The 415-nt window shown below is 52.0% G+C and carries 1 protein-coding gene; it reads right to left on the bottom strand.

The features are described 5' to 3' along the window. Positions 1–314: helix-turn-helix domain-containing protein (locus M989_RS25165; RefSeq protein ID WP_157093604.1), on the bottom strand; the 314-nt coding region annotated here is incomplete at its 3' end. Between the last annotated feature and the right edge of the window lie 101 nt (positions 315–415).

The raw sequence follows: 415 nt of genomic DNA, 5'->3' as shown, positions 1-415 counted from the left end.
TAACCGAAATCGCCGGGAGAATGCTTCACAAGCTCACGCAGCAATGCGCAAATATGTTCGAACGGCCAGCGCCTGCCACGTCCTGACGGTAATGACTTCAGGCCTTCAGCACCAGACAGAGTGAACCAGTTAATCCAGCGACCAATCGATGAGCGGGCACAGCAGAGTGTTCTGGCCACATGACTGACGCGCTCGCCCCGGTGCAACATCAGCATGGCGGTCAGTCTGCGGGCATAATTTTTATCACGCGTTTTATGGATAGCTTTCTGCATCAGGCGTCGTTCGTCACGGGAAATTGGTGCTATGATCGGCATCGCTCAGTCCGGTTGGTGATTTGGGATATTCAGCGATTGATCAGATCGCACAATTCGGGCTGAGTTCCCTCAAAGTGATCTACTATTCCGAACAGTTATTT

Source organism: Kluyvera georgiana ATCC 51603, assembly GCF_001654985.1.
GTDB lineage: Bacteria > Pseudomonadota > Gammaproteobacteria > Enterobacterales > Enterobacteriaceae > Kluyvera > Kluyvera georgiana.
The sequence above is the reverse complement of the archived record's forward strand: the minus strand, read 5'-3'. Positions and strand labels throughout refer to the sequence as shown.